The organism is Methylobacterium sp. J-067 (assembly GCF_022829465.1).
Classification (GTDB): Bacteria; Pseudomonadota; Alphaproteobacteria; order Rhizobiales; family Beijerinckiaceae; genus Methylobacterium; species Methylobacterium litchii.
In genome coordinates, this window is sequence record NZ_JAKSXZ010000139.1 from 24,081 (window position 1) to 50,982 (window position 26,902).

30 protein-coding genes are annotated in these 26,902 nt (G+C 70.1%); 15 read left to right on the forward strand and 15 right to left on the reverse strand.

The window, feature by feature from the left end; genetic code table 11:
- Positions 1-141: 141 nt before the first annotated feature.
- The 4 genes from MKK52_RS20790 to MKK52_RS20805 all read left to right on the forward strand — a co-directional run bounded on the left by MKK52_RS20790 (position 142) and on the right by MKK52_RS20805 (position 2,556).
- The gene (locus tag MKK52_RS20790; RefSeq protein ID WP_243926089.1) at positions 142-396 is read left to right on the forward strand and encodes a hypothetical protein; all 255 of its coding nucleotides are present in this window, start codon (positions 142-144) and stop codon (positions 394-396) included.
- An 80-nt stretch (positions 397-476) separates the two neighbouring features.
- On the forward strand, positions 477-1,331 hold the full coding sequence (locus MKK52_RS20795) for a YgfZ/GcvT domain-containing protein (RefSeq protein WP_243957170.1): 855 nt from the start codon (positions 477-479) through the stop codon (positions 1,329-1,331).
- Positions 1,328-1,954, forward strand: a complete 627-nt coding sequence (locus tag MKK52_RS20800; protein WP_409564706.1) for a DNA-3-methyladenine glycosylase I — start codon at positions 1,328-1,330, stop codon at positions 1,952-1,954. The genes MKK52_RS20795 and MKK52_RS20800 overlap by 4 nt, the downstream gene beginning before the upstream one ends.
- Entirely contained in the window at positions 1,951-2,556 is a 606-nt protein-coding gene (locus tag MKK52_RS20805; RefSeq protein WP_243957172.1) for an HD family hydrolase, read from the forward strand. Before MKK52_RS20800 ends, MKK52_RS20805 begins: the two co-directional genes overlap by 4 nt.
- 49 nt (positions 2,557-2,605) lie before the next feature.
- Here MKK52_RS20805 and MKK52_RS20810 read toward each other — a convergent pair whose 3' ends face one another.
- From MKK52_RS20810 to MKK52_RS20845, 8 genes are all read right to left on the reverse strand, one after another.
- A complete protein-coding gene (locus MKK52_RS20810) occupies positions 2,606-3,004 on the reverse strand; it encodes a hypothetical protein (protein WP_243957174.1) in 399 nt (132 codons plus the stop codon).
- Between the two features lie 76 nt (positions 3,005-3,080).
- Positions 3,081-5,438, reverse strand: coding sequence for a xanthine dehydrogenase family protein molybdopterin-binding subunit (locus tag MKK52_RS20815; RefSeq protein WP_243957176.1), 2,358 nt, complete (start codon positions 5,436-5,438; stop codon positions 3,081-3,083).
- Positions 5,435-5,911, reverse strand: coding sequence for a (2Fe-2S)-binding protein (locus MKK52_RS20820; protein ID WP_243957178.1), 477 nt, complete (start codon positions 5,909-5,911; stop codon positions 5,435-5,437). The genes MKK52_RS20815 and MKK52_RS20820 overlap by 4 nt, the downstream gene beginning before the upstream one ends.
- A 193-nt stretch (positions 5,912-6,104) precedes the next feature.
- Positions 6,105-6,509, reverse strand: a complete 405-nt coding sequence (locus tag MKK52_RS20825) for a type II toxin-antitoxin system VapC family toxin (protein WP_243957180.1) — start codon at positions 6,507-6,509, stop codon at positions 6,105-6,107.
- The gene (locus MKK52_RS20830) at positions 6,509-6,754 is read right to left on the reverse strand and encodes a type II toxin-antitoxin system VapB family antitoxin (RefSeq protein ID WP_243957182.1); all 246 of its coding nucleotides are present in this window, start codon (positions 6,752-6,754) and stop codon (positions 6,509-6,511) included. Before MKK52_RS20830 ends, MKK52_RS20825 begins: the two co-directional genes overlap by 1 nt.
- Positions 6,755-6,815: 61 nt before the next feature.
- Positions 6,816-8,783: a potassium transporter Kup gene (locus MKK52_RS20835; protein WP_243957184.1), complete on the reverse strand. Its 1,968-nt coding sequence runs from the start codon at positions 8,781-8,783 to the stop codon at positions 6,816-6,818.
- 230 nt (positions 8,784-9,013) lie between these two features.
- The gene (gene ispG, locus MKK52_RS20840) at positions 9,014-10,333 is read right to left on the reverse strand and encodes a flavodoxin-dependent (E)-4-hydroxy-3-methylbut-2-enyl-diphosphate synthase (RefSeq protein ID WP_243957186.1); all 1,320 of its coding nucleotides are present in this window, start codon (positions 10,331-10,333) and stop codon (positions 9,014-9,016) included.
- A 259-nt stretch (positions 10,334-10,592) separates the two neighbouring features.
- Positions 10,593-11,501, reverse strand: a complete 909-nt coding sequence (locus tag MKK52_RS20845) for a LysR family transcriptional regulator (RefSeq protein WP_243957188.1) — start codon at positions 11,499-11,501, stop codon at positions 10,593-10,595.
- 135 nt (positions 11,502-11,636) lie between these two features.
- Between MKK52_RS20845 and MKK52_RS20850 the strand changes: the two genes are divergently transcribed.
- The 7 genes from MKK52_RS20850 (at position 11,637) to MKK52_RS20880 (ending at position 19,681) form a co-directional block, all read left to right on the forward strand.
- Positions 11,637-13,133 carry a CoA-acylating methylmalonate-semialdehyde dehydrogenase gene (locus tag MKK52_RS20850; RefSeq protein WP_243957190.1) on the forward strand — a complete coding sequence of 499 codons (1,497 nt, stop codon included), beginning with the start codon at positions 11,637-11,639 and terminating at the stop codon, positions 13,131-13,133.
- A 60-nt stretch (positions 13,134-13,193) separates the two neighbouring features.
- The gene (locus MKK52_RS20855) at positions 13,194-14,336 is read left to right on the forward strand and encodes an acyl-CoA dehydrogenase family protein (RefSeq protein ID WP_243957192.1); all 1,143 of its coding nucleotides are present in this window, start codon (positions 13,194-13,196) and stop codon (positions 14,334-14,336) included.
- Positions 14,336-15,376, forward strand: coding sequence for an enoyl-CoA hydratase/isomerase family protein (locus MKK52_RS20860; RefSeq protein ID WP_243957194.1), 1,041 nt, complete (start codon positions 14,336-14,338; stop codon positions 15,374-15,376). Before MKK52_RS20855 ends, MKK52_RS20860 begins: the two co-directional genes overlap by 1 nt.
- Positions 15,377-15,407: 31 nt before the next feature.
- On the forward strand, positions 15,408-16,301 hold the full coding sequence (gene mmsB / locus MKK52_RS20865; protein WP_243957196.1) for a 3-hydroxyisobutyrate dehydrogenase: 894 nt from the start codon (positions 15,408-15,410) through the stop codon (positions 16,299-16,301).
- Positions 16,301-17,074, forward strand: a complete 774-nt coding sequence (locus tag MKK52_RS20870) for an enoyl-CoA hydratase (RefSeq protein ID WP_243957198.1) — start codon at positions 16,301-16,303, stop codon at positions 17,072-17,074. Before mmsB ends, MKK52_RS20870 begins: the two co-directional genes overlap by 1 nt.
- A 51-nt stretch (positions 17,075-17,125) precedes the next feature.
- Positions 17,126-18,856, forward strand: coding sequence for an AMP-binding protein (locus MKK52_RS20875; protein ID WP_243957200.1), 1,731 nt, complete (start codon positions 17,126-17,128; stop codon positions 18,854-18,856).
- A 192-nt stretch (positions 18,857-19,048) separates the two neighbouring features.
- A complete protein-coding gene (locus MKK52_RS20880) occupies positions 19,049-19,681 on the forward strand; it encodes a transglutaminase-like cysteine peptidase (protein ID WP_243957201.1) in 633 nt (210 codons plus the stop codon).
- On the opposite strand, the gene MKK52_RS20885 is transcribed toward MKK52_RS20880, so the two are convergent.
- Positions 19,682-19,939 (reverse strand): hypothetical protein, encoded by a 258-nt coding sequence (locus MKK52_RS20885; RefSeq protein ID WP_243957203.1) that lies wholly within the window; start codon positions 19,937-19,939, stop codon positions 19,682-19,684.
- 329 nt (positions 19,940-20,268) lie between these two features.
- Here MKK52_RS20885 and MKK52_RS20890 point away from each other — a divergent pair, with 329 nt between their 5' ends.
- Entirely contained in the window at positions 20,269-20,991 is a 723-nt protein-coding gene (locus MKK52_RS20890; RefSeq protein WP_243957213.1) for a transglutaminase-like cysteine peptidase, read from the forward strand.
- A 6-nt stretch (positions 20,992-20,997) separates the two neighbouring features.
- Here MKK52_RS20890 and MKK52_RS20895 read toward each other — a convergent pair whose 3' ends face one another.
- From MKK52_RS20895 to MKK52_RS20920, 6 genes are all read right to left on the reverse strand, one after another.
- Positions 20,998-21,327 (reverse strand): DUF6949 family protein, encoded by a 330-nt coding sequence (locus MKK52_RS20895; RefSeq protein WP_243957214.1) that lies wholly within the window; start codon positions 21,325-21,327, stop codon positions 20,998-21,000.
- Positions 21,328-21,421: 94 nt separating this feature from the next.
- Positions 21,422-21,634, reverse strand: coding sequence for a DUF3126 family protein (locus MKK52_RS20900; protein WP_243957216.1), 213 nt, complete (start codon positions 21,632-21,634; stop codon positions 21,422-21,424).
- An 89-nt stretch (positions 21,635-21,723) separates the two neighbouring features.
- Positions 21,724-22,569, reverse strand: coding sequence for a serine O-acetyltransferase (cysE, locus tag MKK52_RS20905; protein ID WP_243957219.1), 846 nt, complete (start codon positions 22,567-22,569; stop codon positions 21,724-21,726).
- A gap of 159 nt (positions 22,570-22,728) precedes the next feature.
- Positions 22,729-23,607 (reverse strand): helix-turn-helix transcriptional regulator, encoded by an 879-nt coding sequence (locus MKK52_RS20910; protein WP_243957221.1) that lies wholly within the window; start codon positions 23,605-23,607, stop codon positions 22,729-22,731.
- 272 nt (positions 23,608-23,879) lie between these two features.
- Positions 23,880-24,791, reverse strand: coding sequence for a lytic transglycosylase domain-containing protein (locus tag MKK52_RS20915; RefSeq protein WP_243957230.1), 912 nt, complete (start codon positions 24,789-24,791; stop codon positions 23,880-23,882).
- A 180-nt stretch (positions 24,792-24,971) separates the two neighbouring features.
- The gene (locus MKK52_RS20920) at positions 24,972-25,484 is read right to left on the reverse strand and encodes a gluconokinase (protein ID WP_243957232.1); all 513 of its coding nucleotides are present in this window, start codon (positions 25,482-25,484) and stop codon (positions 24,972-24,974) included.
- A 128-nt stretch (positions 25,485-25,612) separates the two neighbouring features.
- Between MKK52_RS20920 and MKK52_RS20925 the strand changes: the two genes are divergently transcribed.
- The 3 genes from MKK52_RS20925 to MKK52_RS20935 form a co-directional block, all read left to right on the forward strand.
- Positions 25,613-25,864, forward strand: coding sequence for a DUF3072 domain-containing protein (locus MKK52_RS20925; RefSeq protein ID WP_243957234.1), 252 nt, complete (start codon positions 25,613-25,615; stop codon positions 25,862-25,864).
- A gap of 107 nt (positions 25,865-25,971) precedes the next feature.
- Positions 25,972-26,172 (forward strand): Flp family type IVb pilin, encoded by a 201-nt coding sequence (locus MKK52_RS20930; protein WP_243957236.1) that lies wholly within the window; start codon positions 25,972-25,974, stop codon positions 26,170-26,172.
- A gap of 154 nt (positions 26,173-26,326) precedes the next feature.
- On the forward strand, positions 26,327-26,902 hold a 576-nt coding region (locus MKK52_RS20935; protein ID WP_243957239.1), incomplete at its 3' end, for a polysaccharide biosynthesis/export family protein.

Sequence of the window (26,902 nt, forward strand, 5' to 3'; positions counted from 1 at the left end):
GGGTGATCCCGAGAAAGGTCCGCATTCGAACGGTCGCGTTAACCGATTCGCAATTACCGGCTAGGCGTCCCGCTATGAGCCGCCTATCATCCATTGTGTCCGCCGGGCTGTCTCAGGCCGGCGCAATGGAAGTGTCGGACCATGCAGACCATCTCGCAAAGCGCCCCCATCGAGGCCGATGTCGAGGAGAAGCGTGCCGCCCTGAGCTATGTCTCGGAGGCGTTCGCCGAAGGTTGCCTGGACGGACTCGATGGGGATTGCATGGCGCAGGCGGCCCTGTTCGCCGCGTTCCAGGAACTCGTCATGACCTACGGTGAGGAAGCCACCGCGCGCTACGCCGAAGGTTTCCCGGACCGCATCCGGGGCGGCGCCTTCACCACGACGCTCCAGCACTGATCGATTCCGGCCCGCCGGTTGAGGCGGGCCGCTTTCCCCCTTACCTCCCGGCTGTCATCCGCCGCGTGAGGACCACCCGAATGCCCATCGCCCTGCTGCCGGACCGCGCCCTCGTCACCGTGACCGGGCCGGATGCCACGAGCCTCCTCCAGGGCGTCCTGACCTGCAATGTCGAGACATTGGGCGAGGGCGAGGCGCGCCTCGGCGCCCTGCTGACCCCGCAGGGCAAGATCCTGTTCGATTTCCTGATCTCGCGCCTGCCGGACGGGTTCCGCCTCGACGTGGCGAGCGACAAGGCCGCCGACCTCGCCAAGCGTCTCGGCCTCTACAAGCTGCGCGCGCAGGTCGAGATCGCCGCCGATCCGACCGTGGCCGTGGCCGCCGCCTGGGCGGGGGCGACCACCGCCGCCGAGACCGCCACGGTCGCCGACAGCCGGCATCCCGATCTGGGCCAGAGGCTCTATGTGTCCGAGGGAGCGTTCTCGGCGGATGCGTCGGAGGACGATTACCACGCCCACCGGATCGGCCTCGCCGTGCCGGAGGGCGGGCGCGACTACGCCTATGGCGACGCCTTCCCGCACGAGGCGCTGATGGACCAGCTCGGCGGGGTCGATTTCCGAAAGGGCTGCTATGTCGGCCAGGAGGTCGTCTCGCGGATGCAGCACCGGGGCACGGCCCGCACCCGCCTCCTGGCGGCGGAGTTCGCCGAAGGTGCGCCCGCGCCGGGCTCCGAGATCCAGGCCGGGCAGAAGGTGCTGGGGCGGACGGGCAGCGTCGCCGGATCGCACGGCCTCGCCCTGGTGCGCCTCGACCGGCTGGGCGACGCCCTCGCGGCCGGGGAGATCCTGCGGGCGGATGGAAAGCCCCTGGCCGTGGGGCGGCCCGGCTACGCGACCTTCGCCATGCCGGACGCGGGCGGCGAGGCGGCGGGTTGAGCGTGGACGCGCCGCTGCCCGAGGGGCTGATCCTCCACCCTGACGGATGCCCCCGCTGCTGGTGGGCCGGGCAGGACCCGGTCTACGTCGCCTATCACGACACCGAATGGGGCGTGCCGGAATACGAATCCCGCGCCCTCTACGAGAAGCTGATCCTCGACGGGTTCCAGGCGGGCCTGTCGTGGATCACCATCCTGAAGCGCCGCGAAGGATTCCGTGCGGCCTTCGACGGGTTCTCGCCGGAGATCATCGCCCGCTACACCGACGCGGACATCGCGCGGTTGATGGCGGACACGGGCATCATCCGCAACCGGGCCAAGATCGTCGGCACGATCGCGGGGGCGCGGGCGTGGCTGCGCATCGAGGAGAGCGGCCCCGGCTTCTCGCGCTTCCTTTGGGACTTTTGCGACGGGCGGCCGATCCAGGCCAACCCTCACAGCCGCGCCGACATCGCCACCGAGACGGAGGTGTCGCGGCGCATCGCCAAGGCCCTGAAGGCGGAAGGCTTCTCCTTCTGCGGGCCGACGATCATCCATGCCTTCATGCAGGCGGTGGGGATGGTGAACGACCACCTCACCGGGTGCCACCGCCACGCGGCCTGCGCCGCCCTCAGCGAGGCATGAGCGCGCCCCGGCCGAAGGAGCCGCCGAGGGCGTGGCAGCGGATGCTCTCCGGGCGGCGCCTCGACCTGCTCGATCCATCTCCCCTCGACGTCGAGATCGCGGACATCGCCCACGGGCTCGCCCGCGTCGCCCGCTGGAACGGGCAGACGGCGGGGCCGCACGTCTTCTCGGTGGCGCAGCACAGCCTGCTGGTGGAGGGGATCGGGCGCCATCTCGACCTGGCCTGCACCCCGGCGGACGGCCTGGAATTCCTGCTGCACGACGCGCCGGAATACGTGGTGGGGGACATCATCTCACCGCTCAAGGCGGCGATCGGCGATGCCTACCGGGGCGTGGAGAAGCGCCTGCTCGCGGCGGTGCGCCAGCGCTTCGGGATTCCGGCCCCCTCCCCCGCACTCACGCGGCGGGTGAAGCGGGCGGACCGGATCGCGGCCCATCTCGAGGCGGTGCGGCTCGCGGGCTTTTCCCCCGACGAAGCCGCCCGCTATTTCGGCCCCGCCCCAACCCTGCCAGAGGCTGTGCTCACCCTCGCCGACCCCTGGCCGACGGCGGACGCGCAAACCCGATTCCTCACCCGCTTCGCGGTGCTGGCGGCGGGCTGACAGGGATCCCAAAGGGCGAGCCCTTTGGCGGGTGAAGGGCAGCGCCCTGCTACGGCGCCTTGCTGAGCTGCGACTTCGCCCGCTCGATCGCGGCCTCGCAGGCCTTGGTGTCACCCTTGGCCTCGGCGGCGCGGGCCTCGTCCAGGGCGACCTTCGCCTGCTGGGCGGCGTCGGCCCCCTTGCCGGCCTCGGCGGACTTCTCCGGCGGGGCCTGCGGCGCCTCGTTCGCCCGCGCGCCCTCCGTGCCGGTGACACCCTCGCCGCTCCGCTTGGCGGCAGTGCCCTGCCCGCTCGTGTTCGCGGAGATGGCGTTGCGCGTCTCGGCCGTCACCTTGCCCGACAGGGCATCGATCTGCTGGGCGCAGGGAGAGGCCTGAACGGATGGAGTGAAGGTAACTAGACCACCGGCCGCGATGAGCACGGCAAGGGCGGAGGCGGAACGCAGCATCGTGAATCTGTCCTCGGTCGCTGATCCGGTGCGGAGAGCGCTGGCTTGCGCCCAACGCACCGGATCGCGGCCGGGTTCAGGCGCCGGCGGCCTGATCGCGGATCGGCAATTGCCGGACGCGGCGGCCGGTGGCGGCGAAGACCGCGTTGGCGATGGCGGGCGCCACGGGCGGGACGCCCGGCTCGCCGACGCCGCCGAGCGGCCCGTCGTACTTGCCCGTCGGCACGAGGTGGACGCGAACGACCTTCGGGGCGGCGTCGATCCGGATGATCTCGTAGCCGTCGAAGTTGTTCTGCTGGGCACGGCCCTGCTTGAAGGTGATCTCGGAGGTGAGGGCGAGCCCCATCCCCATGACCACCGCGCCCTCCATCTGTGAGCGGATACGCTCCGGGTTCACCTGCGGGCCGCAATCGACGGCGATGTCGATGGCCTGCACCTTCACCTGGCCCTTCTCATCGACCTCCACCTCGGCCGCGACCGCCGTGTAGGTGACGAAGCTGTAGTGCCCGGCGATGCCCAAGCCCCGGCCCTTCGGCATCTGGCGACCCCAGCCGGCGCCCTTGGCGGCGGCCTCGATCACCCCGCGCAGGCGGCCCGTGTCGATCGGATAGCGGGACGGGTCCTCGCCGTAGTTCCACACGTCGCCGATGGCAGTCGGGTCGATCGTCTTCGGCGGGCCGATGAGATCGAGCAGATAGTCCTTCGGATCCCGCCCCGCCGCATGCGCCAGCTCCGAGACGAAGGACTGGATCGCGAAGGCGTGGGGGATGTTCGAGACCGAGCGGAACCAGCCGATCCGCACATGGGCGGCCGCCTCCGGGTTCTCCATCCGCATGTTCGGGATCGAGAACGGCGTGTTGACGAGGCCCATGCCGAGCTCGAAGGGCAGCTCGTGCTTCGGGTCCGGCGCGAAGATCGAGCCGATGGTCGGCGCGCAGGAGCGGTGGAGCCACGCCACCGGCATGCCCTTCTCGTCCAGCCCCGCCTCGATCCGCTCGGCCGAGATGGTGTGGTAGAAGCCGTGGTGGATGTCGTCGTCGCGGGTCCAGGCCAGCTTGACCGGGGCGCCGCCGACCTCGCGGCTGCAGAGCGCCGCCTCGACCACGTAATCGGGCTTCGACTTGCGCCCGAACCCGCCGCCGAGCAGCGTCACGTTCACCGTGACCTTGTCGTCAGGCAGGTTGAGCGCCTTCATCAGCCGGTCGTTGGCCGCCTGCGGACCCTGGGTCGAGGCCCAGGCCTCGCAGACGCCGTCCTTCACCCGCGCGATGGCGGCCGGGGGCTCCATCGGCGCCTGGACGAGGTGGGGCACGAAGTACTCGGCGACCACCTTCGTCTTGGCCTTGGCCATGGCGGCGTCGACGTCACCCTGCGTGCGCACGACCTTGCCGGGCTTGCGCGCAGCCTCCTCCAGCTCCTTGCGGAACACGTCGGTGTCGTAGGTGGCGTTCGGGCCGTCGTCCCAGGTGATCTTCAGGGCCTCGCGGGCCTTGAGGGCCGCCCAGGTGTTCTTGGCCACCACCGCGACGCCGCCGAGCGGCATGAACTCGGAGGGGATCGGGGCGCCGTCGATCTTGAAGATCTTCACGACCCCGGCGACCTTCTTGGCATCGGAATCGTCGAAGGACTTCACCGTGCCGCCATAGACCGGCGGACGGGCGATGGTGGCGTAGAGCATCCCGTCGAGCTTGGTGTCGGCGCCGTAGACCGCCTTGCCCGTGGTGATGTCGAAGTTGTCGATCAGCCCGATCTTGCCGGTGCCGATGTAGCGGAAGTCCTTGGGGTCCTTCAGCGTGACGGTCGCCGGCACGGGCAGCTTGCCCGCCGCCTCGGCCACGTCGCCGTAGCCCAGGGTCTTGCCGGACTTGGCGTGGGTGAGCGTGTGGTTCTTGGCCGTGACCTCGGAGGCCGGCACGCCCCATTGCTTGGCGGCGGCCTCGACCAGCATCGCGCGCATCGCCGCGCCGGCGTGGCGGAAGTGCTGGAAGAAGTGGCGCAGCGAACGCGAGCCGTCCGTGTCCTGGTTGCCGAAGCGCTGCTCGTCACCCCAGGCCTGGACCACCTTCACCTTCGGCCAATCGGCCTCCAGCTCGTCCGCGACGGTGAGCGCCACGGAGGTACGCACGCCCTGGCCCATCTCGGAGCGGTGGTTCGTCACCGTCACGGTGCCGTCCGGGGCGATCGCGATGAAGACCTTCGGGTCGTCGCGCCAGCCATGCGGCATGCCGTCGGCGCCGTACTTGTGCTCCTTCTGCTCCTTGGTCTGGGTCTCGTCGGCCTGGGCCGGGGAGCGCAGCGACAGGGCGAGCACCAGCGCGCCCGCGCCGCCGAGGATGCCCCGGCGGCTGACATTGGCGAGCACCGGACGGGTCGCAGGCTGGGTCGCGGATTCTTGGGAAGCCTGTTCGGCCATCAGCTTGAGTTCGTGGATCACAGGCGCTCTCCCTTCGGGGCGGCAGTCTGGCCCGCGGCCTGATGGATGGCGGCGCGGATGCGCGGATAGGTGCCGCAGCGGCAGAGGTTGCCGCTCATGGCGTCGTCGATCTGCGCGTCGGTGGGCTTGGGCGTGTCCTTCAGCAGGGACGCGGCCTGCATGATCTGGCCGCCCTGGCAGTAGCCGCACTGGGCGACGTTCTGGTCGCGCCACGCCACCTGGACCGAGTGGTTGCCATCCGGCGACAGGCCCTCGATCGTGACGACCTCCTTGCCCTCGGCCTCCGAGACCGGGGTGACGCAGGAGCGCACGGCGGTGCCGCCAAGGTGGATGGTGCAGGCGCCGCAGAGCGCCGCGCCGCAGCCGAACTTCGAACCGGTGAGCCCGACCTCGTCGCGCAGGTACCAAAGGAGCGGCATATCGGGGTCGCCGTCGAAGCTGCGGGCAGCCCCGTTCACGGTGAGCTTGATCATGAGAAGTCCTCGCGTGTCGACCGCACCCGGAGCGGTCCAAGGGAGGGCGGCCTGAGGCACACCGTCCGAAAGGCGGAATGCAGCGAATGCACTCAATTGGAATGGGTGTAAGGAGGCGGCGGTTCACTCGCAATCCGAACCGTCCGTGCATGTGCGCTGGCACACGTAAGCGGAGCTGTGAGATTCGGTGCGCCTAGGGGACCGTGTCGAGGTCGGTCCTGCGGAACTCGTCCGCCGTGGCGAGGATCGGCACGCCGAACGAACGCGCGGCGGCATAGTGCAGGCAATCGCCGAGATTGAGCCCATGGCGGCCCGCGCGGAAACGATGAGCGGCGGAGAGGGCCAGGGCCGTCGTCTCCTCGGCCGGCGGCAGGTCGCGGATGTCGATCCGGCGGGCGGCAAGGAATTCCAGGACGATCGGCTGAGCGGCCTCAACCGTCACATTGAACTTATCGGGTCGGGCGAGCGCCAGCACCGCTTCCAGCACCGCCACGGGTGAGGTCATGCATCGGCTGGCAGATGCAAGTGCCGCCGCGATCCGCCCGGCCTCCGGCTCGTCCGCAAGGAGGGCGACGATCGCAGAGGCGTCGACGAACATCAGCGGCCTTCCCACATCTCGTCGTAGACTTCGGCGGGAAGTGGCTGGCGGGCCGTCTCGCTGAGCCGGATCCCATGCTGCGCACGCAGCCGGGCGGCGGTCTCCTGCGGCGTTTCCTGACTTTGCCGGCGCTCGATCGCCTCGCGCATGGCGATGACGATCGCCTCTGTGATGCCCACCCGGGCCATCGCGGCGAAGCGGCGCGTGAGGGCATCGGCCTCGGCGTTGTTGACGTTGATCGGCATGCGGACTTCCTCGATCAAGGATGTAGATAATCCGCTGCAACGGTCTACACCAGCGCCTTCCCTACACCGTGACCTGCGTCCCCACCTCGACCACCCGTCCGGTGGGGATCTGGAAGAAGTCCGTCGCGTCGTTGGCGTTCTTGGCGAGCGTGATGAAGATGCGGTCCTGCCACAGCGGCATGCCCGAATGGGCGGCCGGGCGGATCGAGCGGCGGGACAGGAAGAACGACGTCGCCATGATGTCGAACTTGAAGCCCTGGCGGCGCAGCAGCGTCAGCGTCTTCGGGATGTTCGGCGTCTCCATGTAGCCGAACTTCATCACCACCCGGTAGAAATGCGGGCCCACGGGGTCGATGCGCACCTTGTCCGCCTCGTTCGAGCGCGGCGTGTCCACCGTCTCGACGGTGAGCACCACGTTCTTCTCGTGCAGCACCTTGTTGTGCTTCAGGTTGTGCAGGAGGGCCGCCGGGGCGATCTCGGGGTCGCTCGTCAGGAACACGGCGGTGCCGCGCACGTGGTGAGGCGGGCTCTTCTCCAGCATCGCCACGAGCTCGGTGAGCGGCACGTCGGTCTTGCGGGTCTTGTTGAACAGAATCGTCACGCCCCGCACCCAGGTCCACATCAGGATGACGAGGGCCCCGGCGAGCAGCAGGGGCACGTAGCCGCCCTCGACCACCTTGATGAGGTTCGAGAGCAGGAACAGGAACTCCACCACGATGAAGGGCAGCATCGCCGCCGCCGCCGCGATGGGCGACCACCCCCACATCCGCCACATCACGAGGTAGGTCATGGAGGCGGTGAGCAGCATCGTGCCCGTCACGGCGATGCCGTAGGCCGAGGCCAGCGACGAGGAGGTCTTGAACAGGATCGCCAGCAGCACGACGCCGACCATCAGCAGCGTGTTGATCTGCGGCAGGTAGATCTGCCCCGCATGCGATTCGGAGGTGTGGCGGATCTCCAGGCGCGGCAGCAGGCCGAGCTGGATCGCCTGCCGCGACAGCGAGAACGCGCCGGTGATCACCGCCTGGCTCGCCACCACCGTGGCCAGGGTAGCGAGGATCACCATGGGGAGCAGGCCCCAGGCCGGCAGCATCTGGAAGAACGGATCGGAGGTGTCGGGCTTCTCCAGCACCAGGGCGGCCTGGCCGAGGTAATTGAGGGCGAGCGAGGGGAAGACGAGACCGATCCAGGCGATCTGGATCGGCCTGCGCCCGAAATGGCCGAGATCGGCGAACAGCGCCTCCGCCCCGGTCACGGCGAGGAACACGGCGCCGAGCGCCACCAGCGCCCCGGTGCCGTGGCCGAGGAGATAGTTCACTGCGTGCCAGGGGTTGGCGGCCCGGAACACCTCCGGGTGCAGGGTGATGTGCGGCAGCGCCGCCGCCGCCATGGCCAGGAACCAGACGACGGTCATCGGCCCGAAGAAGGACGCGACCTTGGCCGTACCCCGGTTCTGCACGAGGAACAGGGCCAGGATGATCGCCACCGTGATCGGCAGGACGTAATCGTCGAAGGCGGGCGTGACGAGCTTCAGCCCCTCCACCGCCGAGAGGACGGAGATGGCCGGCGTGATCACGGCGTCGCCGTAGAACAGCGCCGCGCCCATCAGCCCGAGCATGAACACCACCCGGGAGCCGCCGAGTGCCTTGCGGGCCAAAGCCATGAGCGAAAGGATGCCACCCTCGCCGTTGTTGTCCATGCGCAGCAGGATCGCGACGTATTTCACGGTCACGATCAGGAACAACGCCCAGAGAATCAGCGAGACGGTGCCCAGCACCTCCTCCGGCAGCAGGATGCTGTCGGCCCGGGCGGGGGCCAGGGCCTCGCGGAAGGCATAGAGCGGGCTCGTGCCGATGTCGCCGTAGACGACGCCGATCGAGCCGACGAGCAGCGTCCAGAACCCGGCATGGCCGTGGCGGGTCTCGGCCCGTTCGGGAGCATCCAGGGCACCGGACGGCGCGGGACCGTCCGTGTCCGTGGGCGCTGCGTCAGGCTGGGCGGAAGCGCCCGATACGACGGTCTGGCTCATGTGGGATGTCGGGTGTGTCCGCTCGGCCGGCGGCTCGCATCGCGGCTCTTCGCGGTCCGGATCATGGGGCCATCGGGGCGCGAAGCAACCGCCGGGCTGGCCGGCATTCGGGTTCGTGGCGCCTGACTATCACGCCCTCGGGCGGGCGGGAACCATGTACGGTTGCGATCGCGACGCAGCCGGGCGAGATGCCCCTCCCCCGCGGGCGGGAAGAGGGCGGATCCGGCGGCTCACTCGGCGGCGTTGCGGTTACCCTGGCCGAAGCGGCGCTCGATGTAGTCGATGACGATGGTCTCGAAATCCTTGGCGAGCGTCGCACCGCGGAGCGTCATCGCCTTCTTGCCGTCGATGAAGACCGGGGCGGTCGGGGTCTCGCCCGTGCCCGGCAGGGAGATGCCGATGTCGGCGTGCTTCGATTCGCCCGGCCCGTTCACGATGCAGCCCATCACGGCCACGTTCAGCCCCTCGACGCCCGGATAGGTCTTCTTCCACTCTGGCATGGAGGTGGTGATCCAGTTCTGGATGTCGCGGGCCAGCTCCTGGAACGTGGTCGAGGTGGTGCGCCCGCAGCCGGGGCAGGCCGCGACCAGCGGCACGAAGGTGCGGAAGCCCATGGTCTGCAGCAGTTCCTGCGCGACCTTCACCTCGACCGTGCGGTCGCCGCCCGGCTCGGGGGTCAGCGAGTAGCGGATCGTGTCGCCGATGCCTTCCTGCAGCAGGACGCCGATGGCGGCGGAGGCGGCGACGATGCCCTTCGAGCCCATGCCCGCCTCGGTGAGGCCGAGATGGATGGCGTAATCCGAGCGGCGGGCGACCTCGCGGTAGACTGCGATCAGGTCCTGCACCGCCGAGACCTTGGCCGACAGGATGATCTTGTCTTTAGCCAGCCCGAGTTCCTCGGCGCGCTTGGCGGAGCCCAGCGCCGAACGGACCATCGCCTCACGCATGACGGCGCGGGCGTCGATCGGGCGGGCGGCCTTCGCGTTCTCGTCCATCAGGTGGGTGAGGAGTTCGCCGTCGAGCGAGCCCCAGTTGGCGCCGATCCGCACGGTCTTCCCGTACCGGATCGCCTGCTCGATGATGGTCGAGAACTGGGTGTCCTTCTTCTCCTTGAAGCCGACGTTGCCCGGGTTGATCCGGTACTTGGCCAGCGCCTCGGCGCAGGCCGGATGGTCGGACAGGAGCTTGTGGCCGATATAGTGGAAGTCGCCGACCAGCGGGACGTGGACGCCGATCCGGTCCAGGCGCTCGCGGATCTTCGGCACGGCGGCGGCGGCCTCGTCGCGGTCGACGGTGATGCGCACCAGCTCCGAGCCGGCCCGGGCGAGCTGCGAGACCTGCGCCACGGTGCCGTCGATGTCGGCCGTGTCGGTGTTGGTCATGGACTGCACGACGATCGGCGCGCCGCCGCCCACCGTGACGGCGCCCTCGCCCTCGCCCACCGTGACGCCGACCGTGCGGTGGCGCGGGGCGGGGCCGGCGATCTCCGGGCCGAGACCGGCGAGGGAGCCACCGGTGAAGAGGTTCTCGCTGTCGCTGCCGGCTTCCATGATGTTCGCTTCCTTAGACTTCCACCTGCGCCCCCTAGCCCGCCACGGGGGCAGGAGGGCGGCCGAGGGGATCGATTCGGACGATCCGGGGCCGCATGGCGCGAAGACTGATCTATCCAGCGTCTTAGCTGCGAACGGCGCGGGACGGAATCAAGTCAACCCGGCGCGAGCCCGTTCAGCCTGCCTCATGTCCCATCCCTGCGGCGATGTCGAGCTTGGCGGGGCGATTTGACCGGCCTGTGACTTGCGCGCGACGGACTTACGCGCCCGCGAACAGCTCCCGCGCCGCCTCGACCTCGCTGGCGATGAAGGCGGCCACCGCCCGGATCGGCGCCGCCTGCCGGTGGTCCTCGTGGATGTGCATGTGGAAGGCGCGGGTCAGCGAGACGGCCTCCGGCAGCACCGCTCTCAGCCCCGGATGGGCGGCGGCGATGAAGGCCGGCAGGATGCACAGGCCCGCCCCGGCGAGCGTCGCGTGGACCTGCGCGAGGAGGTTCGTGGAGCGCAGCCGCGCCGAGACCGAAGGCCCGAGAACGCCGAGATAGTTCAGCTCGCGGGTGAACAGCATATCCTCGATGTAGCCGACGAAGGGATGGGCTTCGAGGTCGCCGGCCGCGCGGATCGGCGGGTGTTGCGCCAGATAGCTCTCGGCGCCGTAGACGAAGAGCCGGTAATCGGTGAGGCGGCGCGCCACCAGCCGGGCCTGCTGCGGCGGCGACAGGCTCACCACGATGTCGGCCTCGCGCTTCGACAGGCTGAAGATCCGGGCGGTGGCCATGATCTCGACTTCCAGCCCCGGATGCCGGCCCGTCAGCCGGTGCATCCGGGGTGCCAGGAAGACGCTGCCGAACCCGTCCGGCGCGCCGATCCGCACCGTGCCGGAGACGGTGTGCGCGGCCTCCGCCGCCGCGCTGGCCGACAGGAAGGCGCTCTCCATGCCCTCGGCGGCGGCGAGCAGGTTCTCGCCGGCCTCGGTCAGCGCGTAGCCGAGATTGCTGCGGTGGAACAGGCGCGCGTCGAGCACGCCCTCCAGGGCGCGGATGCGGCGGCCGACCGTGGTGTGCTCCGTGTCGGTCTGGAGCGCGGCGGCGCTGAGCGTGCCCGTCCGCGCGACGGCCAGGAAGAAGCGCAGGTCGTCCCAGCTTCCCGCGATCTTCCGCGCGACCATGACCCGACCCGCCGCATGACAAACGCCGTGCATCGATGCACGATGGCTGCGAGCCAGTCCAGCTTTATCGTTCAGTCGAGGCTGCTACAGTTCCGGTAAAAGCCGGATTCGGCTGAAATCAGAGGGAGGTGCGTTATGCGCAACGTCGGACATTTCATCGGCGGCCGGATCGTGAACGGCGAGAGCGGCCGCACGGCGGACGTGTTCCACCCCTCGACCGGCGAGGTCCAGGCCAAGGTCGCTCTCGCCAGCAAGGCGGAGATGCGCGCGGCGGTGGAGAACGCCAAGGCGGCCCAGCCGGCCTGGGCGGCGACCAACCCGCAGAAGCGCGCCCGCGTGATGATGCGCTTCCTCGAACTGATGCGCGGCTACAACCAGGAGCTCGCCGAGCTGCTGGCCTCCGAGCACGGCAAGACGGTGCCGGACGCCAAGGGCGACATCCAGCGCGGCGTCGAAGTGGTGGAGTTCGCCTGCGGCATCCCGCACCTGCTGAAGGGCGAGTTCACCGAATCGGCCGGCACCGGCATCGACGTCTATTCCCTGCGCCAGCCGCTCGGCGTGGTCGCCGGCATCACGCCGTTCAACTTCCCGGCGATGATCCCCCTGTGGAAGTGTGCCCCGGCCATCGCCTGCGGCAACGCCTTCATCCTCAAGCCGTCCGAGCGCGACCCCGGCGTGCCGCTCCGCATCGCCGAGATCTTCCTGGAAGCCGGCCTCCCGCCGGGCATCCTGAACGTCGTGAACGGCGACAAGGAGGCCGTGGACGCCATCCTCGACGACGAGGACATCGCGGCGGTGGGCTTCGTCGGCTCCTCCTCCATCGCGGAATACATCTACGTCCGCGCCGCGCAGACGGGGAAGCGCGCCCAGTGCTTCGGCGGCGCCAAGAACCACATGATCGTCATGCCCGACGCCAACATGGACCAAGCGGTCGATGCCCTGATCGGGGCCGGCTACGGCTCGGCGGGCGAGCGCTGCATGGCGATCTCAGTGGCCGTGCCGGTGGGCGAGCAGACCGCCGACCGCCTGATGGAGCGGCTGATCCCCCGCGTCGAGGCGCTGAAGATCGGCCCGTCGCACGACGAGGCGGCGGATTACGGCCCCCTCGTCACCCGCGACGCGGTGGAGAAGGTGCGCGGCTACATCGAGACCGGGGTGCGCGAGGGCGCGCAGCTCGCCGTCGATGGGCGCGGCTTCAAGCTCCAGGGCTACGAGAACGGCTTCTACCTCGGCGGCTCGCTGTTCGACCGCGTGACCCCGGACATGACGATCTACAAGGAAGAGATCTTCGGGCCGGTGCTCTCGGTGGTGCGGGCCAAGAATTACGAGGAGGCGCTGGCGCTGCCCTCGACGCACCAGTACGGCAACGGCGTCGCGATCTTCACCCAGGACGGCGATGCCGCCCGCGACTTCACCACCCGCGTGAACACCGGCATGGTCGGCGTCAACGTGCCGATCCCGGTTCCGATCGCCTACCACACTTTCGGCGGCTGGAAGCGCTCCGGCTTCGGCGACCTGAACCAGCACGGGCCGGACTCGATCCGCTTCTACACGAAGACCAAGACCGTGACGCAGCGCTGGCCCTCCGGCATCAAGAGCGGCGCGGAGTTCTCGATCCCGACCATGCGGTAAGATCGCATGGCCCTCCCCCGCCACGCGGGGGAGGGGTATCGAGACCGGGGAGGATCACCCATGCAATTCGGCCTCGACGAGGACCAGACCGCGATCCGCGACATGGCCGCCGCCTTCGCGGCCGACCACATCGCCCCCCACGCCCTGGAATGGGACGAGACCAAAACCTTCCCCGTCGCGACCCTGCGCGAGGCGGCCGGGCTCGGCATGGCGGGCATCTATGTCCGCGAGGAATCCGGCGGCACCGGGATGGGGCGGATCGAGGCGGCGCTGATCTTCGAGGCGCTGGCGATAGGTTGCCCGACGGTGGCGGCCTTCCTGTCGATCCACAACATGTGCGCCTGGATGGTGGACGCCTACGGCTCGGATGAGCAGCGGGCGCGCTTCCTCCCCGGCCTCACGACGATGGACACCATCGCGAGCTACTGCCTCACCGAGCCGGGCTCCGGCTCCGACGCGGCGGCTTTGCGCACCCGCGCCGAGCGGGACGGCGACCATTACGTGCTCCACGGGGAGAAGCAGTTCATCTCCGGCGCCGGCGCCGCCGACCTCTACGTCTGCATGGTCCGCACCGGCGAGGCGGGGCCGAAGGGCATTTCCACCGTGCTGGTCGAGGGTGACACGCCCGGTCTCTCCTTCGGCGCCAACGAGCGCAAGATGGGCTGGAACGCCCAGCCCACCCGCGCCGTGCGCTTCGACGGCTGCCGCGTGCCCGTCGCCAACCGTCTCGGCGCCGAGGGCGAGGGATTTCGCATCGCCATGAGCGGGCTCGACGGGGGCCGCATCAACATCGCCGCCTGCTCGCTGGGCGGCGCGCAATCGGCGCTCGACAAGGCGCTGGCCTATATGGGCGACCGCCGGGCCTTCGGCGCGAAGCTCACCGATTTCCAGGCGCTGCAATTCCGGCTCGCCGACATGCAGACGGCCCTGACCGTCTCGCGGACCTTCCTGCACCACGCCGCGCGGGCGCTCGACGCGAAATCCCCCGAGGCGACGCAGCTCTGCGCCATGGCCAAGCGCCACGTCACCGACGCCGCCTTCGAGGTGGCTAACCAAGCGCTGCAACTGCACGGCGGCTACGGCTACCTCGCCGAATACGGGGTCGAGAAGATCGTCCGCGACCTGCGGGTGCATCAGATCCTGGAAGGCACGAACGAGATCATGCGGGTGATCGTCGCCCGCGCCCTGATCGGGGGCCGCTGATGGACGCGGTGATCGTCGAGACCGCAGGCCGCCTGGGGCGCCTCCGCCTCAACCGGCCGAAGGCCCTGAACGCCCTGAACCACGAGATGGTCGGGCTGATCGACCGGGCGCTGGACCGGTTTGCCGCCGACGAGGCCGTGAATGCGGTGCTGCTGACCGGCGAGGGCGAGCGCGGCCTCTGCGCGGGGGGCGACCTGCGCTCCCTCTACGAGAACGAGACGGCCGCCGCCGAGCCGTTCTGGCGGGACGAGTACCGCCTCGATTCGCGCATCAGCCGCTACGAGAAGCCGTTCGTCGCGGTGATGGACGGCATCACCATGGGCGGCGGTGTCGGGCTGTCGGGCCATGCCGCGCACCGGATCGTCACCGAGCGCTCCCGCATCGCCATGCCGGAGACGGGCATCGGCTACCTGCCTGATGTCGGCGGGACATGGCTCCTGCCGCGCGCGCCCGGCGAACTCGGCACCTATCTCGGCCTGACCGGCGCGCAGATCGGCGCCCCGGACGCCCTCCTCTGCGGCATGGCCGATGCGTTCGTCCCTTCCACCGCGCTGCCGGAGCTGATCGCGGCGCTTGGCTCGGGCGAGGCGGTGGACGCCATCCTCGCCCGCATCGCGAAAGACCCCGGCCCGGCGCCGCTCGCCGCCCACCGCGACCTGATCGACCGTTGCTTCGCCTTCGATGGGGTTGACGAGATCTTTGCCGCCCTCGACGCGGACGGGTCGGATTTCGCGGCCGAGACGAAGGCGGTGCTCCTCACCAAGGCGCCGTCGAGCCTCGTGCTGACGCTGTGCCTGCTGCGGCTCGGCCGGGCGGCGCCGAACCTCGAGGCCTGCCTGGAGCGGGAGTTCCACGCCTCGCTGGCGCTTCTGGACGAGGGCGATTTCCGCGAGGGCATCCGCGCGGCGGTGATCGACAAGGACAAGTCGCCCCGCTGGAACCCGCCGCGCCTCGATGAGGTCGATCCCGCCCGGATCGCGCGATGGCTGGAGACGCGGGCCGCGCCGGTCTTCGCGAAGGACCGCACGGGGCCGGTATAGGGCCAAGAATAACAAACGGGAGGACACCACCATGGCACGCACGATCGGCTTCATCGGGCTCGGCAACATGGGCGGGCCGATGGCGGCCAACCTCGTGAAGGCGGGGCATACCGTGCGCGGCTTCGACCTCGTGCCCGCCTCCCTCGACCTCGCCCGCGAGGCCGGCGTCGCGGTGGTCGGGTCGGCGCTGGAGGCCGCCGAGGGGGCCGAGGTGGTGATCACCATGCTCCCCGCCGGCCGGCACGTCGTCGAGGTCTGGACGCAGCTCGCGGACGCCGTCCCCGCCAGCACGCTGCTGATCGATTCCTCCACCGTCGACGTCGAGAGTGCCCGCAAGGCGCATGCCCTGGCGCAAGCGCGGGGTTGCCTCTCCGTCGATGCGCCGGTTTCCGGCGGCACGGGCGGGGCCAAGGCCGGCACGCTCACCTTCATGGCCGGCGGCGCAGACGCCGCCTTCGCCGTAGCCGAGCCCCTGCTGAAGGCCATGGGCAAGAACGTGTTCCATTGCGGGCAGGCCGGCGCCGGGCAGGCGGCCAAGATCTGCAACAACATGATCCTCGGCATCTCGATGATCGGCGTCTGCGAGGCCTTTGCGCTGGGCGAGAAGCTTGGCCTGTCGCACGAGGCGCTCTACGACGTCGCCTCGGTCTCCTCCGGCCAGTGCTGGTCGCTGACGAGCTACTGCCCGGTGCCGGGCCCCGTGCCGGCCTCCCCCGCCAACAACGGCTACAAGCCGGGCTTCGCCGCCGCCCTGATGCTGAAGGACCTGCGCCTCGCCCAGGCCGCCGCCCTGGCGGCGGGCGCCGCGACGCCGCTGGGCGCCGAGGCCGCACAGATCTACGGGTTGTTCGACGGCCTCGGCCACGGGGGTGAGGACTTTTCCGCCATCATCCGTATGCTCCGTGGGGACGCAGGAGAGGCGTGATGGACTACGAGACGATTCTCACCGAGACCCGGGGGCGGGTGCTCCTCATCACCCTCAACCGGCCGAAGGCGCTGAACGCGATCAACGCGCAGCTCACCGCCGAGGTGATCGCTGCCGCCTCCGCCGCCGATGCCGACGAGGGGATCGGCTGCATCGTCCTCACCGGCTCCGAGCGCGCCTTCGCGGCCGGCGCCGACATCAAGGAGATGCAGCACCTCTCCTACGCCGAGGTCTACGGGAAGGACCGCTTCTCCGACTGGGACCGGTTCAACGCCGTGCGCACGCCGATCATCGCGGCGGTGGCGGGCTACGCGCTCGGCGGCGGCTGCGAGCTGGCGATGATGTGCGACTTCATCCTCGCCGCCGACACGGCCCAGTTCGGCCAGCCGGAGATCAAGCTCGGCGTGATGCCCGGCATGGGCGGCAGCCAGCGCCTCGCCCGTTATGTCGGCAAGGCCAAGGCGATGGAGATGTGCCTCACCGGCCGGATGATGGACGCCGCCGAGGCCGAGCGCTGCGGCCTCGTCTCGCGGATCGTGCCCGCCGCCGACCTCGTGGAGGAGGCGGTGAAGACCGGGCAGACCATCGCGGGCATGTCGAAGCCCAGCGCGATGATGACCAAGGAGGCGGTGAACCGCGCCTACGAGACCACCCTCACCGAGGGCCTGCGGTTCGAGCGGCGGGTGTTCCACGCCATGTTCGCCACGGACGACCAGAAGGAGGGTATGGCCGCCTTCGTGGAGAAGCGCCCGGCGACGTTTTCGCACCGCTAAGAACACGCTACCCCCGCCAAGGGGGAGACGACGTCCCAAGGGGAAGACACCATGCCGAGCTTCCGGGAGGCCCGCGACCTGCTGCTGGCCCATCGCACGGATTACGCTGCCGCCGTCGCGCAGTTCACGTGGCCCGAGGCGGTGCCGTTCAACTGGGCGCTCGACTGGTTCGATGCCGGGCTCGCCGCCGAGTATCCCGACCGGCCGGGCTTGCGCATCGTGGAGGCCGCGACGGGGGCCGAGCAATCGCTCACCTTCGCCGCGTTGAGCCGCCGCTCGAACCAGGTGGCGAACCATCTCGCCGGCCTCGGCCTGAAGCGGGGCGACCACCTGCTCCTGCTGCTCGGCAACGTGCCGGCCCTGTGGGAGACGTTCCTCGCCGCGATGAAGCTCGGCGTGGTGGTGATCCCCGCCACCACCCTGCTCACCGCCGAGGAACTGGCCGACCGGCTGGAACGCGGCCGGGCCAGGGCCATCGTCGCCGGGCCGGAGCAATTGCCGCGCTTCGCCACACTCGACACGGGCAACGTCATCCGCATCGTCACCGGGCCGGCGACGGAGGGCTGGCGCGCCTATGACGCGGCGTACACGGAATCCGAACGCTTCGCGCCCGACCGGCCGACCGGGGCGGACGATCCGCTGATCCTCTATTTCACCTCCGGCACCACGGCGAAGCCGAAGCTGGTGCGCCACAGCCACCGCTCCTATCCGGTGGGCGCCCTGTCGACCATGTACTGGCTCGGGCTCCAGCCCGGCGACCAGCATTGCAACGTCTCCTCCCCCGGCTGGGCCAAACACGCGTGGTCGTCGTTCTTCGCCCCCTGGAACGCGGGGGCGACGATCCTCGTGATCAACCAGGCGCCGTTCAACGCGCGCATCCTGCTGGACCAGTTGGAGAAGACCGGGGCCACCACCCTCTGTGCGCCGCCGACCGTCTGGCGCATGGTGATCCAGGAGACGCTCGACGGCCGCGACCTCCGCCTGCGCGAGGTCTGCGCGGCGGGCGAGCCCCTGAACCCGGAGGTGATCGAGCGGGTGAAGGCGGCCTGGGGCCTCACCATCCGCGACGGCTACGGGCAGACCGAGACCACGGCGCTGATGGCCAACACCCCCGGCCAGCCGGTGGTGCCCGGCGCCCTCGGGCGGCCGCTCCCCGGCTACCGGGTTCGGGTGCTCGATGCCGACGACGAGCCGGCGAGCGAGGGCGAAGTCTGCCTCGAACTCGGCGCCCACCGCCCCGCCGGGCTGATGCAGGGCTATGACGACGGGCGCGGGCGCCTGACCGGGGCCGAGGGCGAGGTCTACCGCACGGGCGACGTCGCCTTCGTGGACGCGCAGGGCTGCTACACCTTCGTCGGCCGGGCGGACGACGTGTTCAAATCCTCCGGCTACCGGATCAGCCCGTTCGAACTGGAGAGCGTGCTGATCGAACACCCCCTCGTCGCCGAGGCGGCGGTGGTGCCGGTGCCCGACCCGCTGCGCTACACGATCCCCAAGGCCTATGTGCTCCTCACCGCCTCGGCCAAGGCCGGGCCGGAGGCGGCGCTCGACATCTTCCGCTTCACCAATGCCAAGCTCGCGAGCTTCAAGCGTCTGCGCGCCCTGGAATTCGTGGACGAGTTGCCGAAGACCATCTCCGGGAAGATCCGCCGGGTGCAATTGCGCCGGCTGGAGCACGACGGCGTCACCGACGACCCGTACCGGGGCACCGCCTTCACGCAGGCCGACTTCCCCGAATTAAAGGGCGAGGCCGAGAAGAAGCCCGACCAGACGGCCGGGTGAGGGGCGCCCTCACGGTTAACCGGCCCCTGCCGCCATCGGAAGCATTTAGCGGATCCGGCGAGGGTCGCATCGACCTTGCCCCGTGCCGGCCGAGGCCGGGCGGCCGATGCGTAAAATTGTCGGCATTCGCTTCAGCGCGAAGGAGGCTGCTCGCTGCAATCCTAGGTCTATAGAGACACGGGATTGCACGCGATGCGCGCGGGATTTCTCAAGGCGGTGCGGGGGGTGGTGGTCGCCGCGCTGGCGCTCGCGGGGGTGGCCACGGCCGCCCAGGCGCAGGTGCTGGCGAGCCTGCCGACCGAGCCGGGCCTCGTTCCGAAGGCCGAGGCCAAACCGATCGCCGCCTGGGTGACGTTCTGCGAGGCCTATGCGGACGAGTGCGCCGTGGACCGCAACGAGCCGGCGCGGATCGCCCTGACGCCGGCCGTCTGGACCAGCATCGTCACCATCAACCGCCGCATCAACAAGGCGGTCGAGCCGATGACCGACATGGAGCACCTGCACGTCGCCGACCACTGGGACCTCGCGGAGGACGGGTACGGCGATTGCGAGGATTACCAGCTTCTGAAGCGCCACCTGCTCGCCCTGTCCGGGCTGCCGCGCCGGGCCATGCGGATGACGGTTGTGATCGACGAGAAGGGCGAGGGCCACGCCGTGCTGACCCTGCTGACCGACCGGGGCGATCTGGTGCTCGACAACAAGACCGACACGGTCCTGCCGTGGCACCGCACCGGCTACGTGTTCATCAAGCGCGAGAGCCAGGACGCCGTGGCGTGGGTGTCGCTGGGCGGTGCCACCTCTCCGGCGACCACCGCCAACCGCTGATCAGGCCGCGCGCGGCAGGTCCGTTCGGGCGAGCCCGGCGACGTAGGTCTCGACCCGGCCGATGAAGGCGGCGAGATGGGGCGCGATGCCCCGCAGGGACGCGAGATCGCGCGAGAGGATGTCGAGCGACAGGGCGCGGTCGCCGGCGGTGGGGGAGCCGTCGAGATAGGCGTTCACCGCGTGCTCCGCGATGCCGAGGGCCCCGGCCCGTCCATCCTCGGCGAGGGCGCGGATGACCTGCTGGATGGCGGGCTGCATGGAGTTGTCCTCGGATCCCAAAGGGTCACGGTGCCGTTCCGTGGCCGCATTCTTGCAACGATGGTCGATGGATCACCGCAACCGGCCGTTGCGGAAGGCGCCTTTCAAGCCGGCAAAGGGTGGGAAAAGCAAGAGTCCGAGGCGGTGACCGGGTCGTTCGCAGGCCCGGTATGCTCTGAGCGCATGTGTAGAGCCTCAGCCCTGCGCGCAAAAACGTGATTCCAGACGGAACCTCGGCAGGACCTCGCGGGTTATTATGCCTTAATTTTTCAGTTGTGTGTGCAACTGCAGCGTGCCAGCCTCCCCTCATCACGCGACGCGGGATGAGCATGGGCGAAGGAGCGGCAGTTCCGGGCTTTCCCTTCGGCGACTGGGCAGCCGGGCGATGGCGCGTCGGCATCCTCCTCCGCCGGGTCCGCCAGGGGGCGAGCCTCGCCATCACCGGGCTGATCCTCACCCTCGGCAGCGCGACGACCCACGCCCATCGCGGCGTGGACCTTCCCGACAGCGCGACGGAGGCCGGCGGGGGGCCGACCCGCAGCATCGCCGGCTGGGCGGATTTCTGCCGCCGGATGCCGGACGAGTGCCACATCGACCCGACCCAGCCGAAGGTGATTCCCCTGACGCTCGCGGTCTGGCGGACGCTGCGCAGTGTCAACGCGCGGGTGAACGCCCGCATCAAGCCGATGACGGACCAAGCCCATTGGGGCGTCACCGACCGCTGGGACTTCCCGGATGACGGGTTCGGCGATTGCGAGGATTACCAGCTGCTCAAGCGGCGGATGCTCGCCGAGCGCGGCCTGCCCCGGCGGGCGCTGCTGATGACGGTGGTGATCGACGAGATCAACGAGGGCCACGCGGTGCTGACGGTGCGCACCGACCGGGGCGACTTCATCCTCGACAACAAGACCGACGAGATCCGCCCGTGGAAGAGCGTGCCCTACGCCTTCATCAAGCGGGCGGGCCAGGAGAGCGCGGCCTGGGTGTCGCTGGAGGAGGATGCCGGCGGGGGACGGGCGGAGGGCGCGCGGGTCGCGACCGCCGAGCCGTAGGGACGGTCAGACCCCGACGATCATCGCCGCGAGATCGAGGGCGACCCGGCCCGAGACGAGGCCCCAGCCGCAGGCGATCATCGTCGCCAGCATCACGAAGGGGAAGGGGCGGCCCTCGATGCGGCGTCCGCGCACGGTGTTGCGCAGGATGATGAAGGGCGCCGAGAAGGCCAGGAGCGGCAGGGCCGCCACCGCCAGGAGGCCGCCCCGCTCCAGCAGGTTGAAGCTCGCCCGCTTCGCGGCGAAGAGTTCGAAGGCGCTGGCGAGCAGCCCCGACAAGGCGAGGCCGATGCACAGGGTGCGCAGGGAATCGACGGCGGCGGGGCTGAGGGTCATGGAGCGCGGTCCCGGAATGGCCCGCGCAATCTGACTGATCGTTTACCGAACGTTAAGCAGAGAGTTTACTTAGCGTTAACCGCTGCACAGGCGTTCAGACGTCCTCGAGGTCGATGTCGAGGATCGCCATGCGGAACACGAAGGAATCGTCGCCGTCCTCCTTGTCGTCCGCGACCACGCCGATCGACTCCTCGCCGATGAACACTTCGGCCGTGTCGCCGGTCTTCATGGCCTGGATGCGGATGTTGGTGTTCGCGAAGGTGCGGCGCATGTAGGCTTGCAGCTTCGCGATCTCGGATTTGGTCACGCTGTCTGTTCTCCGCTGGCGGCGTGGAGCAAGGCGCAGCGATTGCCACGCCCGATGCCCCACCGCAAGCGTGACCGGACCCCCGTGCCCTAGATGCCCTCGCCCACGTGGATGAAGGCGTCGAGGGCGACGAGCTGGTCCATCGCCCGGGCCGGGTCGTCGCAGCCCGCCGTGCCGACGACGCGGGCGGGCACGCCCACCACGGTCGTGTTCGCGGGCACGGGCCGCAGCACCACGGAGCCGGCGGCCACGCGGGCGCAGGCGCCGACCTCGATGTTGCCGAGGATCTTGGCGCCGGCCCCGATCATCACGCCCCGGCGGATCTTCGGATGGCGGTCGCCCCGCTGCTTGCCGGTGCCGCCCAGCGTCACCGCGTGCAGGATCGACACGTCGTCCTCGATCACCGCCGTGGAGCCGACCACGAGGCCGGTGGCATGGTCGAGGAACACGCCCCGGCCGATCCGCGCGGCGGGGTGGATGTCGCACTGGAACACCTCCGAGACCCGGCTCTGGAGGTAGAGGGCGAGGTCGCGCCGCCCCCGCGTCCACACATGGTGGGCGAGGCGGTGGGCCTGCAGGGCGTGGAAGCCCTTGAAGTACAGCACCGGCTCCAGGGCCCGCAGGGTCGCCGGGTCGCGGTCGATCACCGCTCCGATATCCGCCCGGAAGGCCGACCCGATGGAGGGATCCGCCTGGATCGCCTCGTGGAAGGCGTGGGCGATCAGCTCCGCCGGCAGGGACGGATGCCCGAGCCGGGCGGCGACGCGGTGCGCGACGGCTCCCTCCAGGGTCGGATGGTTGAGGATCGTCGCCACCATCAGGGAGGCGAGCTGTGGCTCGGTGCGCAGCACCTCTTCGGCCTCGTCCCGCACCCGCGACCAGACGGGGTCGCAGACGGCGAGGTCCGTCTTGGTGAAGGCTGGACTTGCGCTCATGCTCCGCGCCCGTGCTGGATGGTCAGGGGTTCGAAAGGGCGAGCCCTTTCGCGGGTGCAGGGCAGCGCCCTGCCCTATCGCTCCGCCTACAGCGTGGTGCCCCACCCCGCCCCGATCAAGACCGGGACCGCGTCAGGTCTGGTCCGCGCCGGGCGCCTGTCACCCGGCGCGGACGAGGCCGAACCGGGTCTCGATGGCGGCCGTCAGCCGGTCGAGCATCACCGGCACGGGGATGTCCGAGGTGTCGACCTGGGCGGCGGCCCGCGCATAGAGCGGCTCGCGGCTCGCGAGCACGGCCCGCAACTCCTGCATCGCCGAGGCATGGTCGCCGGTGGTCGGCAGGTGCCCCTGCTCGCGCACGCGGTTCATGTGCTCCTCCGGCCGGGCGCGCAGCCAGACCGTGTAGAACGCCTGCAACAGCAGATCGTAGGTCAGCGGCTCGGCGACGATGCCGCCGCTGGTCGCGAGGATGAGCGGGCCGGGATGCTCGGTGAGCCGCCGCAGGGCGGCCTGCTCCAGGCGGCGATACCCCTCCTGGCCGTAGATCGCGAAGATCTCCCGCACCGAGAGGGCGTTCTCGCGCTCGATCTCGGCGTTCAGCTCGACGAAGGTCCAGCCGAGCCGGTCGGCGACGAGCTTGCCCAGGGTCGACTTGCCCGCGCCGCGCAGGCCGATCAGCGCCACCCGCGCCGCCCCGGAGGCCTCGTTGCGGTTGCCGCCGGACAGGATGTCCTTGGCCGCCGCGATCTGGCTGGGATTCGCGTGGGAGAGGAGATCGCGGATGACGGGCCAGTCGGGGCTGCTGTCGTCCCCGGTGATCAGGTCGTCGAGGCGCACGCCCATGGCGTTGGCGACCCGCCGCAGCAGGATGATGGAGACGTTGCCCTGCCCGCCCTCGAGCTGGGCGATGTACCGCTCGGACAGGCCCGAGAGCTGGGACAGCACTTTTCGCGAGAGGCCCCGCACCGTGCGCGCATGGCGCACCCGGCGGCCGAGATCCGCGAGAAAGAGTGTCTCCTGTTCGATCACGCCGGCCATGGCGCCGTTCGCTTTCCTGCCGTTACGGGACGCCGTTCCGCCCGGACAGCCGCGGCAGCCAAGCCTCCCGACAGGGGTGGGCAGGCCCGCCACGGAGCATCCGTGCGAAGACCAGCGTACCCTACCCCAATGAATCTGATATTGACGCCGACGCCTCTCATGGGCGCATGGGCACCTGTTCGGCGCCAAGCACAGCGTGTTGCGTATGTGTTGCGGAACGTCCCGATGGTCAAGCCTCGCGACCGATGCCGTATGGGCAACGGTGCGTATCCTTATTGCGATGGCAGGGCCGCCGCTTCCTGCTGCACGGGCGCCGGGGCGGCCGGACGCGGCGCGGCGAACGCCAGGAGCTTCGGCGCCGGGCGGCGGGGCGGCAGCGGCACGGCGACGGCCTCCGCGACGGTCGCCGTCGCGGGGGCGGCCTCGGCCGGGGCGGTGGGCGACAGGCGAAGCTCGGTGAGGGCGGCGGGCGTCGCGGCGGCGACCTGCACCGTGCCGGCGAGCGCGTCCGGGCGGCGGGGCGGCAAGGGCACGTCCACCGTGGCGGCCACGGCCTGCGGCGCCTCGGTGGTCAGGCTGGCGTATTGCACGGAGGCGTCGCCGGCGAGGGCGGCGGGCCGGCGCGGCGGCAGCGGCACCTCCACGGCCTGGACCGGCGCCGGCTCGGCGGCGGCATAGGCCAGGGCGACGGAGGTTGGGGCCATCTCGGCGGGCGGCCGGCCGGTGAAGAGGCTCGCCAGGGCGCTGGCCGAGGCGGCGACGGGGGCCACGGTCGAGGCGACGACGGTGGGGATGCCCTGGCGCTTGGCGGCGTAATAATAGCCGCGGTTATAATACTGGTAGGCTTGGTGGAGGTTGCCCTGCGCGGTGCGGTAGGCCCCCGCGAGATAGGCCACGCCGTAGCGGAGGTTGGTCTCGGGATCGTAGAGGCCGGACGGATCGCCCGTGTAGCCCAGGGAGCGCGCCGTGACGTGCTTGATCTGCATGAGGCCGAGCGCGCTGCCGCCCCTGGCGTTGGGATTGTAGTTGCTCTCGCGCTTGACGACGGCGTGCACGAAGCTCGCCGGCACTCCGTTGGCCTTTGCCTGCTGCTCGATCAGCGCGTCGATGTTGTCGCGCGCCGTCTGTGCGATGGCGGCCGCTGGCGCGACCGCGATGGCGGCAGCAAGGAAAAGGCGGTGCATTCCGAGACCCGGGTGCTGCTTGTTCTATGGTCAAGCTAGGTCACCGGGAAATGAGGCCGGAAAACGGCCCGGAGCCGGCGGAGTGACGGCGGAAGGGGGACGGGCCGGGTGCTCTCCCGCCTTATCGCCCGGCCGCCCGGCCCTGTGTTCGGCCTGCCACAGGTTTGCGCCGGTCCGTCGTCACGCCCCGTCCGCAAGGCGGGCGACGATGGCATCCGCGATGGCGCCGGGCGATTCGGCGATGCTCGCGACGAGGGGGTGCTCGTCGGGGCCGGGGGGTTCGAGCACCGCGAACTGGGTTTCGAGGAGGCCCGGCGGCATGAAGTGGCCGTGGCGCTGCGCGAGGCGCGCCGCGATCAGCGTCCTGTCGCCCTCCAGATAGACGATGCGCACCCGGCGGCTGCCGCCCACGAGGACGTCGCGGTAGGCCCGGCGCAGGGCCGAGCACACGATGACGCCAGATTCGCCCGCCTCCAGGCGCTGGCGGATCCAGACGGCGATCCGCGCGAGCCAGGGCGCGCGGTCCTCGTCGTCTAGGGCGAAGCCGGCATGCATCTTCGCGATGTGCTCCGGCGTGTGGAAACTGTCGCCGTCCACGAACATCCAGCCCAGCCGCTCCGCCACGAGGGCCGCGACGGTGCTCTTGCCCGAGCCCGACACCCCCATCACCACGAGGACCTGCCCACCGTCCATGCGTCCCTCGCTCTCGCCCGCTGCAGGCCCATTCTAGGGTGGGGACAACGCCGCCGCACCCCGCCCCGGCACGGAACCCCGGCCCCGTCGGGACGTTGGCCAGAACATTTCATGAACGGGTAAATCACATGTCCAAGTCGATCACCAAGGACACCGCCCACTCGGAGAACCCGAAGACCGATCCGAAGGACGTGTCGAACCAGATCAAGGATCCGGACCAGTGGACCACCGGCGGCGAGCCGATGACCGGCGCGCAGGCGTCTTACCTCAAGACCCTCTCGGAGGAGGCCAAGGAGCCGGACGCGTTCGACGATTCCATCGACAAGGCCGAGGCCTCGAAGCGCATCGACTCCCTGCGGCACAAGGCCGGCCACGCCTGAGCGTGGACGATCACGTTAAGCCGGCGGCAAGTCGCGTCCGGTATCTCTGAGGTCCGCCCCCCGTCCCCGATCGACCGGAGGACGGGGGTGCTGACGGTTTCGGAACGATGAGCGAGCGGACAGGACAGGCGATTCCCTCCTCCCTCTATGGCCGCTTCCTGCGCGACGCGAGCGGGGCGACGGCCATCGAGTATGGGATGATCGGCGGCTTGATCTTCGCCGTCATCGCCGGATCCCTCAAGCTCTACGGAGCGAAGCTCGACAGCGTCTATCTGCAGATCGGCAGCACCATCGGGCAGGCGAACTGAGCGCCTCGTCCTCCGATGCCCTCTGGATACCGGGGGTTGCGAGGATGAAACGGCTGCCCGGGCCGTGCGAGCGCCAGTGTGGCCGGTCCGCTACGGACTCGCCGCTGCCCATGGGGTAGGCACGATACCGGCCAGGCCCATGGACAGCGTCCGGATGCGTACAACCCCGATCCTTCTGCTCGCCACGCTGGCGATGTCGGGCTGCACGCTGCTGCCAGCGGCGGGGCCGACGGCCACGGCGATCCAGGCCGGCGCCGAGGTGCCAGAGTCCGGGGGCGGCCTGCTCGCCCGCTACGAGATCATCGACATCAACCCCGCAACCATCGAGGCCCTGCGCGGACGGCCCCTCGACAGCCTGCTCGCCTCCTTCGGCGATCACCGCCCCTCCGCCGAACCCCTCATCGGCATCGGCGACATGGTCGCCGTCTCCGTCTGGGAGGCCGGGTCCGGCGGGCTGTTCTCCGGGCCCCTCGTCGCCGACCGCTTCTCCGCCGGCTCGAAGTCCGCCCTCATCCCCGAGCAGCCAGTCGGGCGCGACGGCTCCATCTCGGTTCCCTATGCCGGCCGCATCGCCGTCGCCGGCCGCCGGCCGCAGGACGTGCAGGCGCTCATCGAGAACGAACTCGCCGGCAAGGCCATCCAGCCGCAGGTGCTCGTCTCCGTCACCAAGCCGATCTCGCAGACCGTCACCGTGACCGGCGAGGCCGTGGCCGGCGCCCGCCTGCCGCTC

Excerpts from the sequence above, each read along its gene's own strand:
- MKK52_RS20790 (WP_243926089.1), top strand. The coding sequence starts at position 142 with ATGCAGACCATCTCGCAAAGCGCCCCCATCGAGGCCGATGTCGAGGAG.
- MKK52_RS20795 (WP_243957170.1), top strand. The coding sequence starts at position 477 with ATGCCCATCGCCCTGCTGCCGGACCGCGCCCTCGTCACCGTGACCGGG.
- MKK52_RS20805 (WP_243957172.1), top strand. The coding sequence starts at position 1,951 with ATGAGCGCGCCCCGGCCGAAGGAGCCGCCGAGGGCGTGGCAGCGGATG.
- MKK52_RS20810 (WP_243957174.1), bottom strand. The coding sequence starts at position 3,004 with ATGCTGCGTTCCGCCTCCGCCCTTGCCGTGCTCATCGCGGCCGGTGGT.
- MKK52_RS20820 (WP_243957178.1), bottom strand. The coding sequence starts at position 5,911 with ATGATCAAGCTCACCGTGAACGGGGCTGCCCGCAGCTTCGACGGCGAC.
- MKK52_RS20825 (WP_243957180.1), bottom strand. The coding sequence starts at position 6,509 with ATGTTCGTCGACGCCTCTGCGATCGTCGCCCTCCTTGCGGACGAGCCG.
- MKK52_RS20830 (WP_243957182.1), bottom strand. The coding sequence starts at position 6,754 with ATGCCGATCAACGTCAACAACGCCGAGGCCGATGCCCTCACGCGCCGC.
- MKK52_RS20835 (WP_243957184.1), bottom strand. The coding sequence starts at position 8,783 with ATGAGCCAGACCGTCGTATCGGGCGCTTCCGCCCAGCCTGACGCAGCG.
- ispG (WP_243957186.1), bottom strand. The coding sequence starts at position 10,333 with ATGGAAGCCGGCAGCGACAGCGAGAACCTCTTCACCGGTGGCTCCCTC.
- MKK52_RS20845 (WP_243957188.1), bottom strand. The coding sequence starts at position 11,501 with ATGGTCGCGCGGAAGATCGCGGGAAGCTGGGACGACCTGCGCTTCTTC.
- MKK52_RS20850 (WP_243957190.1), top strand. The coding sequence starts at position 11,637 with ATGCGCAACGTCGGACATTTCATCGGCGGCCGGATCGTGAACGGCGAG.
- MKK52_RS20855 (WP_243957192.1), top strand. The coding sequence starts at position 13,194 with ATGCAATTCGGCCTCGACGAGGACCAGACCGCGATCCGCGACATGGCC.
- MKK52_RS20860 (WP_243957194.1), top strand. The coding sequence starts at position 14,336 with ATGGACGCGGTGATCGTCGAGACCGCAGGCCGCCTGGGGCGCCTCCGC.
- mmsB (WP_243957196.1), top strand. The coding sequence starts at position 15,408 with ATGGCACGCACGATCGGCTTCATCGGGCTCGGCAACATGGGCGGGCCG.
- MKK52_RS20870 (WP_243957198.1), top strand. The coding sequence starts at position 16,301 with ATGGACTACGAGACGATTCTCACCGAGACCCGGGGGCGGGTGCTCCTC.
- MKK52_RS20875 (WP_243957200.1), top strand. The coding sequence starts at position 17,126 with ATGCCGAGCTTCCGGGAGGCCCGCGACCTGCTGCTGGCCCATCGCACG.
- MKK52_RS20880 (WP_243957201.1), top strand. The coding sequence starts at position 19,049 with ATGCGCGCGGGATTTCTCAAGGCGGTGCGGGGGGTGGTGGTCGCCGCG.
- MKK52_RS20885 (WP_243957203.1), bottom strand. The coding sequence starts at position 19,939 with ATGCAGCCCGCCATCCAGCAGGTCATCCGCGCCCTCGCCGAGGATGGA.
- MKK52_RS20890 (WP_243957213.1), top strand. The coding sequence starts at position 20,269 with ATGGGCGAAGGAGCGGCAGTTCCGGGCTTTCCCTTCGGCGACTGGGCA.
- MKK52_RS20895 (WP_243957214.1), bottom strand. The coding sequence starts at position 21,327 with ATGACCCTCAGCCCCGCCGCCGTCGATTCCCTGCGCACCCTGTGCATC.
- cysE (WP_243957219.1), bottom strand. The coding sequence starts at position 22,569 with ATGAGCGCAAGTCCAGCCTTCACCAAGACGGACCTCGCCGTCTGCGAC.
- MKK52_RS20910 (WP_243957221.1), bottom strand. The coding sequence starts at position 23,607 with ATGGCCGGCGTGATCGAACAGGAGACACTCTTTCTCGCGGATCTCGGC.
- MKK52_RS20915 (WP_243957230.1), bottom strand. The coding sequence starts at position 24,791 with ATGCACCGCCTTTTCCTTGCTGCCGCCATCGCGGTCGCGCCAGCGGCC.
- MKK52_RS20920 (WP_243957232.1), bottom strand. The coding sequence starts at position 25,484 with ATGGACGGTGGGCAGGTCCTCGTGGTGATGGGGGTGTCGGGCTCGGGC.
- MKK52_RS20925 (WP_243957234.1), top strand. The coding sequence starts at position 25,613 with ATGTCCAAGTCGATCACCAAGGACACCGCCCACTCGGAGAACCCGAAG.
- MKK52_RS20930 (WP_243957236.1), top strand. The coding sequence starts at position 25,972 with ATGAGCGAGCGGACAGGACAGGCGATTCCCTCCTCCCTCTATGGCCGC.